Origin of the sequence: Rothia sp. L_38 (assembly GCF_050689125.1) — a bacterium.
In the GTDB taxonomy this organism is placed as follows: domain Bacteria; phylum Actinomycetota; class Actinomycetes; order Actinomycetales; family Micrococcaceae; genus Rothia.
Map to the genome: position 1 here is coordinate 61,386 of NZ_JBOEQD010000002.1, position 15,985 is coordinate 77,370.

Here is a 15,985-nt window from a genome sequence, read left to right on the forward strand (position 1 = left end):
CCCTATGGCTCGCCCCGACTACGGCATTGGCCCGCTGGCCCACGCCCTGGCTACCGACTTTGGCTACGATTTTGAGTACGACGCCCCGGCTGAGGTCGATGGCCTCTGGCTAGAGACCGCCGAACTTGAGAAGACCTATATTGACCTGACCGGCCGCGTCTTTACCCTGCTGCTGAACATTTTTTATATTGGGGATGAACGCCGCTACGGCTTCGCTCTCTTTGAGCTAGAGGACGCCGCAGAGCCGGGCGCTGAGCCGGATGCGGACGCTGGTGAGCAGCTCGTGTTACAGGAGGACGGCCTAGCCAGCGCGGCTGACTTGAAGACCCGGGTGGCGGACGTGCTAGCTGATTCTGCCCAGCTCTTAGCCGGGCAGGACGCCTACGACCTGGGCGAGGCCATTCGTACCGTTGATGCTACCTATACCCCGGAGCAGCAGGCTGCCATTCTTGAGGCTTCGCAGGCGCAGAAGGGCAAATCTTTCTTCGCATAGCAGCTGCCCGCCCGCAGGGGTCGCAAGAAATGTGTGTGTTTGAGAAAAGCGAGCCGGCTGGTTCGCTTTCTCTCGTTAAACGGCGGGGGAAAACCGCCGACTACTGATCTTTGAGTAGCTGGTAGACGATGGAGTCATCCTTGCGGCCCAGACCTTCACGGCGTCCGCGCACGTAGAGCTGCTCGGCTGCGGAAGCCAGAGGAACTGGCTGGGCGACCTGACGGGCTGCATCAGTTACTAGACCCATGTCCTTGACGAAAATATCAAGGGCCGATCGTACATTGTCGAAGTCTTCGCTGACCATACGGGCGCCACGATCGTTGAACATGAAGGAATGGGCAGCTCCTGTGTTGAGTACCTGGTGGCACTGTTCAACATCCAGGCCCATGGAGTCAGCTAGGGCAAGAGCTTCACCAGCAGCCGCGATATGCACACCGCACAGGAGCTGATTGACAACCTTGAAGCGCTGACCGTCGCCAACACGTGATCCCACCACCGGCCAGTTAGAAGCCATGGCCTCCAGTAGGGGGGCTACAAAGTTGATATCTTCAGCAGCCCCACCCACCATAACGAGTAGATCGCCGGTACCTGCGCGGGCAACACCGCCTGAGACAGGGGCGTCAACCAGATGGGTGGTGACAGGGGCAAGTTGGGCCGCTGCCGCTTCAACAGCTGCGGGGCCAACCGTTGACATGACGAGCACGCGGGTTTCTGAGTCCAGCACGGAAGCGATACCCTGTTCTCCAAATAGTACGGAGTTCAGCTGAGCACCGGTGGCGACCATGATGACAACGACGTCTGCTCCGGCTGCTGCTTCGTGGGCAGTAGGCGCGGATGCGACAGAAGGTGCAACTGCATCGAGGGCTGCGGGGTTCATGTCGAAGGCAGTGACGGCGTGGCCAGCAGCGGCGGTGACAAGAGCCATGGGCGCTCCCATTGCTCCGAGGCCAATCCAAGCGACGTTAAGTGACACGATATTTTCCTTTGTGAGAGAGGATTTTTAGGGGTTAGGCTGCACTTTTGAGACGGGCTACGACTTCAGCGAGAGCGGTACGTCCGCCAACATTGCCGGGGAATACAACGTAGGGGGAACCGAGAACCTCGGCGGGGGCGTCCTGCGGGGTGAAAAGAGAGATTTGGCCCGGGAAGAACTGGCCTTCAGCAGTTGCCAGACGTATGCCCAAACCCTTGTGGGCTACCTCGTGGGAGGTGATACCACCCTTTGCAATAACCCAGGCAGGTCGGGCCGACCGTACTCGTTGCACGACCTCAACGACGGCATCTGAGACGCTGCGGGCGATTGCAAGAGATTCGGTGGGGTCATCGGTGGAGATGAGGGTGCGACTAGTGTAGACAACGCAGTCGTTAGTTTCGAGTCCGGCGCGGACGGCGTCGACCACCTCATCGAGGTGGGGTGCGCGGGCTGCCGGGTCGAGGAGTTTTTCGACCTGGAGTTCAAACTCGGCAAGCCCGCTAGAGGCCTGAACTTCGGCGAGCTGGGCGGTAGTGAGTCCAACATGGGAACCAACAACCAGCAGACCGTGGGGCAGGCGGTCATTCTCAAGGGTGATGCTCTCGGGGGTTAGGACGTTGGCTCCTTGCTGCCCGGCCAAGGGGCGTACGAAGGAGGGGCCGCAGCGGGTGATGAAGACTTTGCCAGTGGATTCGAGCTGGGTGACGGCGTCAGCAACAATCTCCATGTCGGCGTAGTCGGTAGCGTTAATGACAACCCACTGGCGGTTATACGCCCCGGCGAGTTTCTCTTTGACGGCCTCAACCCCACCATTACGGATTTCGGTAAGGCTAAGGGTCATTACATCAGCGGCAGCGATAGCTCCACCAGATTTCTCTTCGAGAAAAGCGGTGAGGTCTGAGGTTTTGTAACCAAAGGTAGCATCGCGGGCGAAGTCGGTGTCTTCAACAGGTAGGGGCTGGCCGTCAACCACAGCGTAGTGGATATTACCTTCGGTAAATCGGCCAGCCTCAATCATGGCTGGGCAGAAAAGGAAGGCGTCAGTTTCAACTCCGGCTTCTGCCAGGGTGTCTGCGAGGGCGTTGGGCTCGGCGATGACATGCCCGCGGAGGGTAGAGTCTGACCGGGAAACAAGGTGGAGGCCCTCAGCACCCCGTTCGGCGAGGACACCAGCTAGGATACGGCGGTTCTTAGCGACGGCTTCGGCTTCGTCGAGGGCTCTGGTGTTAGTCAGGACGAAGCAGGTTGAGCTGGGCTCTTTGAGGGTGGTTGCGATGAGAGCAGCGTCTTCATCGAAGGCGACTTGGACGTGAGAAACGCACTGGGATCCGGTGGGGTCATCATCGAGGACGAGCAGGCGGCGAGGTGAGGTGAGCATTGCAGCCTTTCAGTGGGTGCGGGGCCTGCCAGCAGGAATCAGCCTGCTGACAGGCGGTATGGGGGTGTTTTGCCTTTAGGCGATCATGCCGATAAGGGGCCACATGAGCAGGCAGACAATGAAGCCAACGAGGGAAGCAAAGGTGGTGACGATGCTGTAGGACTTCAGGGCATTTGCGGTGGTGACCTTGAAGTAGCGTGACCAGACCCAGAAGAGGGAGTCGTTCACATGTGACAGGGCCATGGAACCGATACCGATAGTGACGGTTACCAGAGCAATCTGTAGCGGAGCAAGTTCCATGGTGGCAACGAGGGGGGCCAGCAGAGGCGCTGTGGTGAGGGTTGAAACGGTTGCAGAGCCTTGGGCGGCGCGGATGAGTGCTGCCATAACCCAGGCCAGAACGAGGATGTGCAGGCCGCTGGCTGCCAGAACTTCAGCAACTGCGGTGGCGACGCCGGTAGTGGAGAGGACGTGGCCGAAGGTGCCACCTGCGCCGGTGATTAGGATGACGGCTGCAACCGGGGGTAGGGAGGAGTTAATGACGTCTTCAGCTTCGGTGAGACCCCAGCCGCGACGGTAGCCAAGTAGGGCGGTGGAAAGAATAACACCGATGAGCAAGGCCATGGGGGATGCGCCGATAAATCCAAGGAAGGTGCGGATGGGGTCGCCTTCTGGCATGACCATTGCTGAGACGGTGGCGCCCATAATGAGGAAAAGCGGGGTCAGGATGAGGGCGATGATGAGGCCGACTGAGGGCGGATTCTTGATAACGGGGAAGGACTGGGTGTTGGCGTCTTCGTCAAGTTCCTGACCCATTTCAGCGGCGGCTGCAGCGTCAATCATGGGGACGGGGGAGAAAACACGCTTGGTGATAGAGGGGATGATGAGCTGAGCGATGAACCACATGATAGCGGCAGGCACCAGGCCAATGAGCAGAACCATACCGACGTTTGCACCCATAAGTTCGGCGCCACCGACGATGCCGGGGTGCGGGGGCAGGACGACGTGGACGGTCAGCAACGCCAGGACGGTAGGCAGGGCGTAGTTGAGCATATTGCCCTGCAGGCGGCGGCCGACCGAGAGGACAATCGGAATAAGAACAATGAGGGCAACGTCAACGAAGACGGGAATGCCAAAGAGGAAGGACGCGACGCCGAGCGCCCATGGGGCCCGCTTGGGGCCGAACTTATCTAGCAGGGTTTTGGCGAGGACGTCCGCACCGCCGGAAACCTCGATGATGCGGCCCATCATGGCACCTAGGGTGACGATGAGGGCCACGGAGCCAAGGGTTTTGCCCATACCTGCTGTCAGGGTTGGGACGACTTCTGCCAGGGGGATACCACCGACTAAGGCTAGTGCCACGGAGACGACGAGTAGCGCTAGGAAGGGGTGGGCTTTGCCCTTGATGATGAGTGCTAGAATCGCTGCGACGGATGCGAGTCCTAGCAGGACGAGTGTGCTTGTTGCCATGAAATCCTCGTTGATCTCTAGCTGTCCAGGGGGGGGCTGTAACAGCTTAAACTTATCTGATATCTGATGAGTATAGTAGTTTATATCATAGAGTCAATATGAAACTAAGAAGAGGGAAAAGTATGAGTAGGGTAAAAGCTGAACGCGTTGTTGAAGAATTCCTATCTGATGTCGAACGAGGCCGGTATACGGTAGGACAATCTATGCCTTCCGAAGCAGAGCTGGCTGAGCACTACGGGGTCTCTCGACTTACAGTGCGCGAAGCCGTTAAATACCTAGCTGCCCGTGGTGTTCTTGACGTCGCTCATGGTCGCCGCAACCAGCTGGCTCCTGCGGAAACCTGGTCGATCTTAGACCCGGATATTGCTATTACTCGGGGGAAGCTAACCGGAGATTCCCTCGCTTGGACCCTTAAACTTATGGAAGCTCGCACAATTGTTGAGGTAGGAGCGGTTGCTCTCGCCGCTCGCCGTATCTCGGATAACGACCTTAAGCAAATGAATGACCTTCTAGCTGTGATGGACTCCCAAGATGTTGAAGCAGTCGTAGCGGCAGATATGGCCTTCCATCGACTCATTTTCGACGCAGCCGCTAATGAATACATAACAGCAACTTATGACAGTCTTGAAGCTATCTTGCGATCTATTCGCCGTAAAACTTCATCATCAGCTGCTGTTAGGCAGGAAGCTCAGCACTGGCATAGGGCTATATATCAAGCGCTGGCCACTCACGATGAAAAAGCTGCTCGCGACGCGATGGAATCTCATATGCTGCAGACTGCTGAGGGCATAAAGAAGACCCTCACTAACTAGATTTAGACAGTTATTTACGACTAGTAGCTTGAACGGAGAATCATGGACATTGTGATTACCGGTGGTGCAGGGTTCCTTGGCACCCAACTCATCAAGGCTTTGCTTAACCTCAAAGATAACGGAATGACGCCCTTAGATTTTGACGGCATAGTGGCTGTGGATTTGGTAGCAAGTCAAGTGAAAGATTCCCGGGTTAGAAGCATGGTTGGAGATATCTCGAACCCCGGATTTGTTGAATCTGTTATTACCTCTGATACAGCGGTTATCTACCATCTGGCCGCAGTGCTCTCAGGTGGCTCTGCTCATAATTTTGATGGAGCAATGAGCATCAATGTAGATGCAACCCGTTTGCTTTTAGAGCGAGCGCGAGAAGTAGGTGCGAGGCCTCGATTTATCTTTACCTCATCTTTGGCAGTGTTTGGGGGTGTGCTTCCCGATGTGGTGCCTTCGTCTTGGGGAACTCACCCAGATTCCACCTATGGCACTACTAAAGCAATCGGGGAATTGCTGGTCAATGAATATACCCGTAAAGGCTATATAGATGGTCTGGCATGCCGCTTGCCTACTATCTCCGTGCGCCCTGGAGCTCCTAATTCGGCAGCATCATCCTTTGCTTCAGGTATTATCCGTGAGCCCTTGGCCGGTATTGCTACTACCTGCCCAGTTCCCCACAGTACTTTGATGTGGCTGTCGTCGCCACGAACTATAATCTCTAACCTCATCCATGTTTTATCTGTATCGGCTCATCGCCTGCCCTCGTGGCGTGTACTCAATATCCCCGGAATCTCGGTCACAGTAGGCGAGATGCTGGATTCTTTGCAGTTGGTAGCGGGAGAAACGGTGCGTTCTCTCGTAACAGATGAGATAAACCCTGCCGTAGCAGATATAGTGTGCACCTGGCCCGGTGCTTTTGATGTGCGCCAGGAGATGGCTCTCGGGTTTACTGCTGATTCTAGCTTTGATGACATGATCAAGCAGTATCAGGATGATGTGCGAGGCAGCCGCGGGTAATCGTAGCGCATATCTTGGTCGCTCTGTCTATCACGTTCGTCCTTGCCGTTCGTAGAAGGGGCTGGTTTTCGGCGCGTCTGTGGATAACTTCTGCAATGCTCGGTCATAAATCCGCCGGGCACCCCGGAGTTATCCACAGATTTTTAAAAGACCTAGTGGGAACATGAATTTTTGCCCATACTGGTGCCATGAATAATACCTTTCAGCACCCCGAACGTCCGCCTCGCCCGCTACCTGCCGCCCCGTCTTATCCGGCCCACCCCGGTCAGCCCAACGCATACCCGCCCCCGGGTGCCGGGCACCATGTAGGCACTGGCCAGCACCCAGTTGCCCATTACCCTCCAGCGGTTCGCCCGCCAGAACAGGCAAAGAAGCTCAATCCCTACGGCACGATCTCCCTGGTCATGATGCTACTTATGACCTGTGTAGGGCTTGCCAACTTCATCTTCTTCGACTGGGAACTCAGCATAGCCCTGCCCACAGGGTTTACCTGGCTTGGCGCCATGGGGCTGGCAATGGGGGCCCTCTTCGTGAGAGGCCGAGAGAAAATAACCGCGATTTTTGCCCTGATTTTGGGGGTGTTGATTATCGTTGCTGCCCCGCTGTTCTTCATTCTCGCCATAACCTTCATCATGTGGGTGGGAGGAGGCTTCGCCTAGAGGATGAGGCTGCAAGCCTACCCCCTCATACCCCGGTATGATTTGTTGTTTTCTGGGCAGGTTAACGCTTACACTAAAAGAGAACTGCACCACATTTATCTCCGCTAGTGAAGGGCCAGCACCATGAGCACAACCCCCACACCCCCGACCCAAGCACCGGAAGCTGCGCACCGGCGTCCGCCTGCCAAAAAGAAAATGAGCACCCTCACCAAGGTGCTCATTGGTCTGGCTGTAGGCGTCATCGCCCTCATCGCCATCGGCGCGCTAGTCGTGGGTAGCATGTTTGGTGGCAACACCAGCGCTCAGAACTCCATCCCCTCCACCGACTACCTGATTTTGAGCGACGAAGGCGTCAGCAACAAAGTACGGGTGGACGGTACCATCGCCCCCGGCGAAGTCCGCTCCATCACCACCCACCTCACCAGCCCAATCAGCTCCGTTGAGGTAGAGGTCGGCGACCGGGTCGAGCTCGGCCAAACCCTAGCCACCATCGACACCTCCACCCTCCAGGGGGACCTCGATACCCAACGCACCCAGCTCGATGGGGCTGTCACCAGCGCCCAGGGTGCTCTGACCGCAGCCCAGACTGCCTACGACCAGTACAACCAGGGAATCACCAACGGCACCAACCCCGAAATTCTAGCGGCCCTCGCCACTCAGCGCTCCGCTAACGAACAGGCATCCCTAGCTGCCACCGACCTCAACGCCAAGTACCAGATGCGCGACCAGGCCGCTGCCGCCGGTGAAGACCTCACCATGATCAACGCCGAAGTCGCCGCCGCTGAGTCGGCCCTGCGCCTGGCAAACGGAGCAAAGGCGGACGCAGATACCAGCGTCACCACTGCCCGCAACTCCGCCAACACCCAGCTCGCAGCCCTCGAAACCGAGCTCAACAGCGCCCGCACCGCCCTGACCAGCGCAGAAACCACCCGTGACCAGACCCTCGGGGCCCTGCAGGGCGACCTCACCTCGGCCACTCTCACCTCGCCCATCAACGGCGTGGTCATGAGTGTTGCCAAGCCCGGTGCGCCTGCGACCGGCCCCGTCGTTACCATCGGTGACGACTCCAAGCTCACCATCACCACAAGCGTCCGCGAGGCTGACGTTGCCACCATCAAGGAAGGCAACCGCGTCACCTTTACAGCCGGGGCAACCGGTACCAAGGAGTACTCGGGTACCGTCACCTCGGTTGCGTCCATCGCTGACTCAGCCCAGCAGACCAACCCTGAGGCCGCTGCCGCAGGTATGCCAGGTGGCGGCTCGCCCACCTTTACCGTCACCATCGAGGTAGCCGGCAACCGAGATGGCCTCTACTTGGGCTCTTCCGTCAAGGCCAGCATTATCACCGCTGAAGAAGAAAGCTCCCTAGCGGTACCCCTCGACGCGGTCTATACCAACGACCTGGGGAGCGAGAGCGTCGTGGTAGCTGTGCCTAACGACGACGGCTCCTTCACCCTTGAAGAGCGCTCCGTTGAAACCGGCCTGGCTAACGAATTCGACATTGCCATCACCGGCGGTGACGTAGCCTCTGGCGACATGGTGCTCACCTACGGTGAGGCCTACCGCCACCGCGTGGGTGAAACCGTCACCCTCGATGCCGGCACCAGCTTCGGGTGGTAGCCATGAGCACCCTGCTCGATATGCAAGGCATCGTTAAAACCTTCAACGAGGGCACACCCAGTGCCATTACGGTGCTCCCCGGCGTTGACTTTCACGTCGATCGCGGTGAGTTTGTGTCGGTGGTGGGCCAGTCCGGCTCGGGTAAAACCACGCTGATGAACATCATCGGCCTGCTCGACCGGGCCACCTACGGCTACTACACCTTCGCGGGCGAGAACATACCCTCGCTCAGTGACGACGAACTGGCCTACTATCGCAGCCAGAACATCGGGTTTATCTTCCAGAGCTTCAACCTGGTGGGCCGTATTTCTGCCCTCAAGAACGTGGAAATGCCCATGATGTACGCCGGCATCACCCCCCGTGACCGTCGCGAACGAGCCGCCCACCTGCTAGAGCAGATGGGCATGGCCGACCGCATGAATCACAGCCCCGCGGCCCTCTCGGGCGGCCAGAAGCAGCGCGTCGCTATCGCCCGCGCCCTGGCCAACGACCCGCCCCTGCTCCTGGCAGATGAGCCCACCGGCGCCCTGGACTCCCAAACCGGCCGTATGGTCATGGACCTCTTCCACGAGCTCAACCGCGAGCAGGGCAAGACTATCGTCTTCATTACCCACAACCCCGAACTGGCGGCTGAGACCGACCGCATCGTCACCATGGTCGACGGTCGGATTACAGAGGAGGTTTCGCAATGAATGTGCGTGAATCAATCTCCCTAGCCCTGGGGAGCCTGCGCAACAACAAGATGCGCTCCTTCCTTACCCTGCTCGGCATCATCGTGGGTATCGCTTCGGTCATTACGATTTTGACCCTGGGGCATTCGCTGAAAACCCAGGCCTCTGAGTCGATTGTGAGCTCCGGTGCTAACGACCTGATGGTGAGCGTGGTGCAACGCCCCACTGAAGAGCAGGAGGAAGCGGGTCTGACCTCCGGCCCCATGCCCATGGGTATGCCGAACGGGGAATACATCGAGCCTACGGCTGAGTCCAAGTTCGACGAGGATGACATCGCTCGCCTCAAAGAGGCCCTGGGCGATAACATTGCGGGTATTCCCCTCGGGGCAAACTCCTACTTCGGCGTAGATCTGTTCGCCGGTGAGAATGAGGCCCCCTACACCAATGCCCAGTTCGTCAATATGGACTACCTGGAACTTAACCCGGTCACCCTGGTGGCGGGGCGCTCCCTGACCCAGGCGGATATGGACACCAAGCGGCCGGTCACCCTCCTTTCCATGGATCAGGCTGTCCCGCTCTTTGGGGACCCCCAGGCGGCAGTGGGAAGCGAAATTGATGTGCAGGCGGGGCTGACCTCGCGCACGGTTCTCGTGGTGGGTGTCTACCAGACCGAAATGGCTAGCGGCCCCTTTGCCTTCAACGGCCCCGGCTCGGTCTACCTGCCGCTGTCCCTAGAACCCGACTTCAACTCCTATAACAGCGACGGCTGGAATAGCATCACTGTGCGCCCCGCCGAAGGCAAGGACCTGGGGCAGGTCAAGGCCCTACTGCAGGCCCACCTGACCAGCATGTACCGCAGCGACGACCAGTTCATGGCTGAAATTCAGGACTTCTCAGCCATGACCGAGTCCTTCAATGCGGTACTGGACGGCATCAGCGCAGCTATCTCGGCTATCGCCGGTATCTCACTACTGGTAGGTGGCATTGGCGTCATGAACATTATGCTCGTGACCGTCACCGAACGTACCCGCGAAATCGGCATCCGCAAGGCCCTGGGGGCAACGCGAGGGGCAATCCGCCTACAGTTCGTGGTGGAGGCCATGATGGTCTGCCTGGTCGGCGGTATCCTCGGTGTTCTCATCGGTGGTGGCCTGGGCATGCTGGGAGCCAACATGCTGGGCACCTTCGTCTTCCCGCCGCTCAGCGCCGTGCTTCTAGCTCTGGGGTTCTCCCTGGCCATCGGTCTCTTCTTCGGCTACTACCCGGCCAACAAGGCGGCCAAGCTCGACCCCATCGACGCCCTGCGCTACGAGTAGCTACCCGTCTCACCCCGGGTGAGCAGACGAAAAATAAGGACGCCGCCCCGCACCTTTCTGCCAATTGGCAGGGAAGTGGGGGCGGCGTCCTTATCTTCGTGCGCTACCTGCGCCTAGCGCAGGGTCTCACCAATCTTCAGGTGTACGACCGAGGGGCCGCTGGTAGCAAGAGCCTGCTGGACGGTCTCGGCCAGGGTGTCCATGGTGGCTGAGAAGCCGGTAGCACCGAAGCCCTCGGCCAATTTGACCCAGTCGGGCTGCACCAGGTCTACCGCCACGGGGGCGATGCCGCGGTCGCGCTCGTTCTGGCGGATCTCGCCGTAGCCGCCGTTCTCGACGCAGATGATGGGGAGGTCGAGCTGCTGCTCAACGGCGGTCATGAGCTCCTGGATGGCGAACATGAGGGCGCCGTCGCCGAGTAGGCAGACCACAGGACGCTCGGGGGCGGCTACCTTGGCGCCAATAGCGGCGGGCAGGCCGTAGCCCAGGGTGGCGTAGGTTGCCATGTAGAGCAGGGAGTTGGGGCGGGCTGCGCGGTAGAAGGTGGTGGTGCCCATGTAGGTGACCTGGGAGGAGTCACCGGCGATAATGGTGTCTTCGGGCAGGATCTCCATAATCTTCTCGTTGAGCTCGGCCAGCTCGGGCGCGATAGCCCGCCCCTCGTTATCGAGGGCGTCGAAGATGTTTTGCAGGTCGCGGGGCTCGCGGGAGCCGGGAGCTAGGCCGAGCTCGGCGAGGGCGTCCAGAAGCTGCGGAATAACGGCCTTGGAGTTGCCCGGCAGCTCGATATCGGGGGTGATATTGGTGAGCATCTGGTCGCGCGTAATATCGATGCGAATGACGGGGCCAGCGGGGCGGATGTCGCCGTCCCAGAGCTCTGCTTCACCGATTTTGGAGCCGATAATCAGCATGGCGTCAGCCTCACGGCAGAAGGCGTGGGCCGCGCTCAGGCGCAGGTCGGCGCCGAGGGAGAGGCGGTGCTTTTCGGGGATGGCGCCCTTGCCGTTGACCGAGGTGATCACGGGGGCTTCCAGAGTTTCTGCCAGGCGGAGCAGGTCGGCTGCCGCGCCGATAGAGCCGCCACCGGCAACGATGATGGGTTTCTTCGATTCAGCCAGCATGCGGGCTGCCTCGCGCACGTCGTCGATGGGAGCGGGCTGGGGCTTGCCGAGGGGACGGGCCTGCAGGATGGCGGGGTCAAGCTCAACCTCGCGTTCGAGCACGTCAAGGGGTACTTCGATGTGGATGGGGCGCGGACGATTGTGGGCGAAGGAGCGGAAAGCGTTGTGGATGATGTCCACGGCTTCTTCGGCGGAGTTCACGCGGCGGGAGAACTCGACGATGGAGTTGACGGCGCCGGTGGGATTCTTAGTCTCGTGCAGGGCGCCGATGTCGCGGAACTCGTGGCCCACGGGGCGGCCGGGGGACAGGATAATCATGGGGCGCGACTCGGCATAGGCGGTGGCGGCACCCGAGAGGGAGTTGAGCAGGCCGGGGCCCGAAGTGGTGATGACGACGCCGGGCAGTCCGCGGGTCAGCGACCAGCCGTCCGCCCCGTAGGAGGCACCCTGCTCGTGGCGGGTGGTGACGGGGTGGATGTCGAGCTCTTCGAGGTGGCGGTAGAACTCGAGGTTGTGGGTGCCGGGAATGCCGAAAACGGTGTCGATGCCGTAGCTGCGCAGGGTTGCCAGAATGGCGTAGCCGGCGTTGCGGCGGGGCTCTGTGGTTTCGCCGGAACGGTCGGGAAGTGATGGGTGAGTCATGGTGGCCTTTCGTGGGCGCGGGGTGCGGGCTTCCGCTTTAGCATACGGGGTCAATGCATAGATATGCGGGATTTTCGCTCCTGAAATGTTATGCGGAGCACGGTATGTTTATGAGCGGACGTGCGTGGCAACTTGGCCGCACCGGGTGGCTCTGGTGGCAGATGTCCCGTTATGGTTTCATGCTGCGTCATAGAAAGACATTAAGGGCAAATATTCAGTAGACTGATTAAACATTTGCAGTCAACTCCCAGGACACCATGCCTACTCGTCACGCTCATCTTCTTGCCCTTACAACTCTCTCTGCCCTCGTCCTGACAGGGTGCTCAGTTACTCCAGCTGAGGAACCTGCCGGTGAAACCGCCACCCCCACAACGGCCGCAAGCAGTTCTGTAACCCCCAGCCCCACACGCAGCGCTAGCGCGACGGCGTCCTCACCCGCTCCTACCGCATCGGCCGCTAGCCCCGCGGCAAGCGCTAGCGCGACCGCGTCCGCCTCTGTGCAAGCCCAACCGCGGGCTAACGCCCCCAAGAGCGAGGTGCTCGGTGGCGGCGACCAGATTTTTGCCCACCGCTACGTGGCACTCTACGGCAACCCCGGCGGCCCGTCCCTGGGAGTTCTTGGTGAGCAGGGACCGGCTGAATCTGTTGCTCGCGTCAAAGACCTTGCCGCTGAATACCAGATGCATAGCGACGAAAAGGTCATCCCCGCCTTTGAAATCATTGCTACGGTGGCAAGCTCTGCCCCCGGACCTGACGGCGACTACTCCGATGAGGCAACCATAGACAGCTTGCGCCCGCTCATCGATGAAGCCCGTAAGAGCGGGGTTTACGTTATCTTGGACTTCCAGCCCGGTCGCAGCACCTTCACCGAGCAGGTCAAGCAGTATGAGGAGCTGCTCAAGGAACCCCATGTTGGCCTGGGTATCGACCCCGAATGGCGTATCTACCCCGGCCAGGTGCACCTGCAACAAATCGGTACTGTAGATGCTTCAGAAATCAATGAAACCCTGGACTACCTGGCAGCTCTGACCGATAAGCACCGCCTGCCCCAGAAGATGGTGGTGTTGCACCAGTTCACACACTCCATGATTACTAACCGGGCGACACTCGATACGAGCCACCCCGAGCTGGCCCTTACCCTGCATGCGGACGGCCACGGCACCCCCGAGCTCAAGGACGCAACTTACCAGGAGCTCATTCGTGATCTCGACCCGGCTATTAAGCCCTCGTGGAAGAACTTCTACGATGAGGACACCCCCACCCTGACTCCTGCCCAGACCTATGCCCTTACCCCCAAGCCCTATGTGGTGACCTACCAGTAGGGTCGGGGTTATCTGGCAAGCGAACTCTGGCGTGAATGTGACTTCTTTTCCCGAGCGGGCGTTAAAGAAACACCCGCCCGGGAAAAGAAGTCACATTCGGCATGAGGAAGCTGCCGGTATCTCCACGAGCCGGTACCAGCGTCCGCTTGCCCCGGTTTTGGCCCAGGCAGGGAAGAGGTGGGGGTCTGAGATATGTCCATCGGCCTCGACCGTGATGTGCCCCGCTTCACCTAGTTTTTCGAGGGAGCGTCGCAGGCAGGCCTCTAAGAGTAGTTCCCCCTGGTAAGGGGTTGGGGTGGTCGTCTCTCCGCAGAGTTCAGGCTGATCACCGGGAAAAACCGCTATCACCGCACACACCTGCCCACCGGCGTCCACTGCGATTGACGAGTAGTCGTTGTAGGCTTCGGCGGCATGGCGTGCCAGTACCGGCCGGTGGTCGCCCGATACGGGGTGCCAGCTGGCGTGCGTCCACTCGTAAAAATCGACGTAGGCCTGCTCGAATTCTGGGTAGCTCACGCTGCGTGCAGAGTGGGCGGACGCGTGCTCCCGCAGGTTCTGCGCGGAGCCGGTGGGCATGGTGGCGGGTGGAACCATCTGAAGAGTCTGGGCACCCAGCGAGTCGGCTAAGTGCAGAGTGGGTTCGCCCAGGTAGTCACGCATGAAGAAGGGTAGGGGAGCGGACGCCTGTGCCCGCGCCTGCCGGTAGAGGGCAGTACCTATACCTTGACGCCGCAGATGGGGCGCCACCGCAAGCTGGAGTTCATAGCGGGTGTGGTGGGCGCGGGCCGTCCACCAGGCAACAATTCCTACCAACTCTCTATCGTGATAGGCCAGGAGGCAGCGCGTGTGCTCATCGCGGGTGAAATCCGCGAAATACACGGCTTGCGCCCAGGTCGGCAGCTGCTCCCGATGGCCAGCTGGAGCTCCAGAATAAACCAGCTGCATACTAGCTATTCAGCCGTTCCTGCCATGCCCTCATGACTTCGGGTGCGGTGGGCTTAGTAGCAAGTGAAGCAACCACGTAGACCACCAGCGACGCTGCCAGACCGTAGTAAATCGGTTCGTTCGCCAGCACGCCAAAGATCGGCATGCACCCTAGGGTTACCAGGGAGCCTGCCGCCATAGAAAGCGCCGCACCCATACCGGTGCCGCGCTTCCACACCAGGCCGCCCAGGATTGCAACCATCAGGCCGCCCACCAGGATGTCGTAGGCAATGGTCAAAGAGGTGACGGTATCGGTCAAGAAAATAGCGATAAAAGTAACCAGCACGCCCAGTACCAGCAGGTAAAGGCGGTCAGCCTTAAGGGCGGCATCGGTTTCCTCGCCCTCCTCAAGTGCAGGACGCCCGGTGATAAAGGGAATTACATCTACACGGGCTACGGTGGCAGAAGCAATCAGGGCGCCCGACGCCGTTGACATCATGGCAGCCACACCGGCGGCCAAGACAACCCCTCCCACACCCGCAGGCAGGTAATTCTGCGCAATAGCTGCGAAGGCGTCGTCCTGGCTCTCAAGCTGAGGAGCTAGCACCGCAGCCGCCATACCGATCACCGCACCGGCTACGCCGTAGAGGGCGATATAGATACCAGCGCTCGCACCGCCCCAGCGGGCGACCTCGGGGGAGCGGGCTGAGAAGACACGCTGCCAGATGTCCTGGCCAACCAAAATGCCCAGGGTGTAAATCACGAACATGGTAATAATCGAATTCATGCCCATAGAACCTAGCTGGAAGAACTCGGCGTCCAACCGTTCAGTGAGGCCCTGCCAGCCGCCAGCTTGGTTTAGCGAGAAGGGCAGCATCAGCAAGAACATGCCCACGGTCATAATCGCGAACTGCATCATGTCGGTCAGGGTAATGGACCACATGCCGCCCAGTAGCGAGTAACCAATGACCACCAGGGAGCCAAGAAGAATAGCCCAGGTGCGATCCATATCGAACATCACGCGGAAGATTGAAGCGTAGGCGGCTGTGGATGTCACTGCAATCATGACGGTGTATGCCAGCATGACGATAGAAGAAACCTGGGTCGCTCGTACCCCATAGCGTAGGGAAAGCATTTGCGAGACGGTATAGATCTTGAGCCGCGAGATAATGGGCGCAAAGACTAGGGAGAGTAGTAGAACGCCCGCCGCAATAGCCACGACCAGCCACATGCCTGACAGGCCATAGGTGTAGCCCAGGCCCACACCGCCCACGGTTGAGGCCCCGCCCAGCACTACCGCGCTCATGGTGCCGGTATAAAGGAGCGGGCCCAGGCGTCGCCCGGCAACACGGAAGTCTTCGGTACTGTTGGCGCGGCGCTTGCCGAGGTACCCGAAGAAAACGAGGGCACCGAGGTAAAGCAGGATAATGGCGAGGTTCATGGGTCGCCTTTCGTGGTGATACGGCTTTAAGGTCGTGATGTAGCATACGCGATGGTTGTCACATATAGAAATTGTTGGTGAGCCTAGGAAGGCGTTTGTAGATTCCCCGCTGACCTCGATACGAGGAATACC

14 protein-coding genes are annotated in these 15,985 nt (G+C 59.5%); 8 read left to right on the top strand and 6 right to left on the bottom strand.

The genetic code is table 11. The features are described 5' to 3' along the window. Window positions 1–4 precede the first annotated feature (4 nt). Entirely contained in the window at window positions 5–493 is a 489-nt protein-coding gene (locus ACRCJM_RS01600) for a hypothetical protein (RefSeq protein WP_431463546.1), read from the top strand. 100 nt (window positions 494–593) lie between these two features. Here the strand turns inward: ACRCJM_RS01600 and ACRCJM_RS01605 are convergent, their stop codons facing one another. The 3 genes from ACRCJM_RS01605 to ACRCJM_RS01615 all read right to left on the bottom strand — a co-directional run bounded on the left by ACRCJM_RS01605 (window position 594) and on the right by ACRCJM_RS01615 (window position 4,314). Then, window positions 594–1,466, bottom strand: coding sequence for an NAD(P)-dependent oxidoreductase (locus ACRCJM_RS01605; protein WP_431463547.1), 873 nt, complete (start codon window positions 1,464–1,466; stop codon window positions 594–596). Between the two features lie 34 nt (window positions 1,467–1,500). After that, window positions 1,501–2,844 (bottom strand): four-carbon acid sugar kinase family protein, encoded by a 1,344-nt coding sequence (locus tag ACRCJM_RS01610; RefSeq protein WP_431463548.1) that lies wholly within the window; start codon window positions 2,842–2,844, stop codon window positions 1,501–1,503. A gap of 75 nt (window positions 2,845–2,919) precedes the next feature. Further along, complete coding sequence (locus ACRCJM_RS01615; RefSeq protein ID WP_237209713.1) at window positions 2,920–4,314, bottom strand: gluconate:H+ symporter; 1,395 nt, start codon at window positions 4,312–4,314, stop codon at window positions 2,920–2,922. Between the two features lie 122 nt (window positions 4,315–4,436). Here ACRCJM_RS01615 and ACRCJM_RS01620 point away from each other — a divergent pair, with 122 nt between their 5' ends. The 6 genes from ACRCJM_RS01620 to ACRCJM_RS01645 all read left to right on the top strand — a co-directional run bounded on the left by ACRCJM_RS01620 (window position 4,437) and on the right by ACRCJM_RS01645 (window position 10,403). Continuing rightward, the gene (locus tag ACRCJM_RS01620; RefSeq protein ID WP_237209714.1) at window positions 4,437–5,126 is read left to right on the top strand and encodes a FadR/GntR family transcriptional regulator; all 690 of its coding nucleotides are present in this window, start codon (window positions 4,437–4,439) and stop codon (window positions 5,124–5,126) included. Window positions 5,127–5,168: 42 nt separating this feature from the next. Then, on the top strand, window positions 5,169–6,137 hold the full coding sequence (gene denD, locus ACRCJM_RS01625) for a D-erythronate dehydrogenase (protein ID WP_431463549.1): 969 nt from the start codon (window positions 5,169–5,171) through the stop codon (window positions 6,135–6,137). Between the two features lie 188 nt (window positions 6,138–6,325). After that, entirely contained in the window at window positions 6,326–6,796 is a 471-nt protein-coding gene (locus tag ACRCJM_RS01630; RefSeq protein ID WP_431463550.1) for a hypothetical protein, read from the top strand. 195 nt (window positions 6,797–6,991) lie between these two features. Then, window positions 6,992–8,416 (top strand): efflux RND transporter periplasmic adaptor subunit, encoded by a 1,425-nt coding sequence (locus tag ACRCJM_RS01635; RefSeq protein ID WP_431463551.1) that lies wholly within the window; start codon window positions 6,992–6,994, stop codon window positions 8,414–8,416. Window positions 8,417–8,418: 2 nt separating this feature from the next. Further along, window positions 8,419–9,108, top strand: a complete 690-nt coding sequence (locus ACRCJM_RS01640) for an ABC transporter ATP-binding protein (protein WP_431463552.1) — start codon at window positions 8,419–8,421, stop codon at window positions 9,106–9,108. A 2-nt stretch (window positions 9,109–9,110) separates the two neighbouring features. Continuing rightward, a complete protein-coding gene (locus ACRCJM_RS01645) occupies window positions 9,111–10,403 on the top strand; it encodes an ABC transporter permease (protein WP_431463553.1) in 1,293 nt (430 codons plus the stop codon). Window positions 10,404–10,516: 113 nt separating this feature from the next. Here the strand turns inward: ACRCJM_RS01645 and ACRCJM_RS01650 are convergent, their stop codons facing one another. Further along, a complete protein-coding gene (locus ACRCJM_RS01650; RefSeq protein ID WP_237186325.1) occupies window positions 10,517–12,166 on the bottom strand; it encodes a thiamine pyrophosphate-binding protein in 1,650 nt (549 codons plus the stop codon). A gap of 257 nt (window positions 12,167–12,423) precedes the next feature. Here ACRCJM_RS01650 and ACRCJM_RS01655 point away from each other — a divergent pair, with 257 nt between their 5' ends. Next, window positions 12,424–13,488 (top strand): hypothetical protein, encoded by a 1,065-nt coding sequence (locus ACRCJM_RS01655; protein WP_431463554.1) that lies wholly within the window; start codon window positions 12,424–12,426, stop codon window positions 13,486–13,488. 90 nt (window positions 13,489–13,578) lie between these two features. Here the strand turns inward: ACRCJM_RS01655 and ACRCJM_RS01660 are convergent, their stop codons facing one another. Continuing rightward, entirely contained in the window at window positions 13,579–14,433 is an 855-nt protein-coding gene (locus ACRCJM_RS01660; protein ID WP_431463555.1) for a GNAT family N-acetyltransferase, read from the bottom strand. A gap of 1 nt (window position 14,434) precedes the next feature. Beyond that, window positions 14,435–15,853: a sodium:solute symporter gene (locus tag ACRCJM_RS01665; RefSeq protein WP_431463556.1), complete on the bottom strand. Its 1,419-nt coding sequence runs from the start codon at window positions 15,851–15,853 to the stop codon at window positions 14,435–14,437. Between the last annotated feature and the right edge of the window lie 132 nt (window positions 15,854–15,985).